This window comes from Halapricum sp. CBA1109 (genome assembly GCF_009741825.1).
Classification (GTDB): domain Archaea; phylum Halobacteriota; class Halobacteria; order Halobacteriales; family Haloarculaceae; genus Halapricum.
Map to the genome: position 1 here is coordinate 1 of NZ_WPCA01000244.1, position 1,885 is coordinate 1,885.

Consider the following 1,885-nt stretch of genomic DNA (forward strand, 5'->3'; position numbering starts at 1 on the left):
GGTCTGTGAGGGGTTGTTTTAGAGATTCCCGGGAAGACGGCCCATGCTCCCGGTTTTCGTGGTCTGCCGGGTTAGTCTTGGATAGCCGAGAGTCGCCGCCAGTTTCGGCAGACCCGCTCATGCCGACCCTCCACGTCGGCGTGATCGACGCCGACAGCTACCGCCACACGAGTTCCGGCCCTCCGCCGAGGGCCGGCCTTTACCCTCACTCCCGCCCTCCGACGCGCCCACCCACCTCCACGTTCCGGTGAGCGGCCGACAGCGGCCGCTCACGGGCTTTCGCTTGGCAAGTCCGGTCTGTCCAGGGAGCGGCAAACACTTTGCACAGCGCGGCGTAAGGGCAAATGCACGGTAACCACACAGCATGTCCGTGCGATGCTTGCTCAGGTGCAAGCTGCCTTTTCGGGTGCCCTTACACCCGATTTCGATCACTTACTGATTAGCTGCCTCCTTGTCACCCTCCACGTCCTCATCGCTTGAAGTGTTTACGCTGAGATAGCAGTCCAGTTTCCGGTAGTACTTCGCCAGCGGGTCCAGCAGTAAGTCCATCTGTTTGTTGAAGTCCATGTCCTCTACCGGCAGTTCAGGGTATTCGTTGTTCAGTGCCTCAACGAGATCGTCCATCAACTCCTCCGGCACCTCCGGCCGGTGGGGACGATCACGCCCAGTCGAATCGTTCTCGAACGTATAGGGCGTCCGCAGCTCGGCGTGAGTGTACCCTCCGAGGTCGTCGTTCCGAAGGTTGTGCCGAACACCGTCGGCGTAGTCAACACACGCCCGGAGTTGATCGGCAAATGATAACTCACCCGGATGGACCGAGGTCGTGCCGATCACGAACTGCGTGATACCTTGGAGCCGACACCAGTTCCGATGAGACACCGATGGAACCGCCATACAGGTACTCTCCCCGACCACCTACATAATAGACACGCCGGACGTACGTCACAGCTACGTCCCCGATACGGCCCACGGACACCGGCCCAACAATCCAGCTATATCCGGCGTTTTCGACGGCTATAGCCCCGCTCTAAGCCCTCTCAGAGTGTATAGTATACACGTAGTGTATACTACCTCCTTTCATCGGTGGTAGTTACCCCGACGGCTCGAAAAGTTGACACCGGCCTATGGGGGCGGGTCCCCCCTATCAGGGACCCACGTCGGGATCATAGTCACACCGCCACCGGACCCTTCCACCTCATGCAACTCCCCGCTGCCGTCCTCGACGCCGATAAACTCCCAGTTCGGGTCTGGTGGCTTCCGCTCCGTCGCCATGTACTGTTGGGCACCGTTCGACGGACGCCATCGCTGCCGACCCGTCGCCCACAGGACTGTGTTGGCTTTCTGGACGTGTTCCGGTTGTTTTAGCGGGTCCTCACCGTACGTCCCGAGGTACTCCGCGAGGTAGATCGCGAGTTCGTCCAGGTGATCGGCGTCGGCGTCCTCCCGATCACTGCCGGCCCACCGAACAGACACCACATCATCGGCCGCCACATCATGCGCGTCCTCTCCGGCTAATTCACAGTTCCGAAGGTGTGCGTCGATTACCGGAGCGAAATCGTCCTTTGTCACCTTCCCATCGACGAACACCGCGACGTGGATATGAAGGTAGCCGCTCTTGTGCGGCTCCAGAATGGCGAGCCGTTCCCATCGCCGCCCCTCCAGCGACCGCCGTAGCTCCCGAGCAACGGCCGACCATGAAGACAGCAGTTCGTCCAAGTGATCGACGGGCGGGAGGGGTCCGCCATTGTCGTCCGTCCGAGGACGCCGTGACGCGGTGACATCGCAGGTGTGGAGCCGTCGCCCATAATCCTCCTTGACTTCCCGCTCCTAAGTCCTTGAGCTTGGCATACTGCTTCGTCTCCATAGTCCGGGTGGAACCGATTGG

The 1,885-nt window shown here is 60.7% G+C and carries 1 protein-coding gene and 1 pseudogene; both read right to left on the bottom strand.

Features of this window, described 5'->3' with window-relative positions:
- Positions 1–432 precede the first annotated feature (432 nt).
- The gene (locus tag GJ629_RS15650) at positions 433–894 is read right to left on the bottom strand and encodes a hypothetical protein (protein WP_157513834.1); all 462 of its coding nucleotides are present in this window, start codon (positions 892–894) and stop codon (positions 433–435) included.
- 228 nt (positions 895–1,122) lie between these two features.
- A pseudogene (locus GJ629_RS15655) lies at positions 1,123–1,815 on the bottom strand (hypothetical protein); the annotation flags it as partial.
- Positions 1,816–1,885 lie beyond the last annotated feature (70 nt).

Bases quoted from the DNA above. Each gene is read 5' to 3' on its own strand.
- GJ629_RS15650 (WP_157513834.1), bottom strand. From the start codon at position 894: ATGGCGGTTCCATCGGTGTCTCATCGGAACTGGTGTCGGCTCCAAGGT.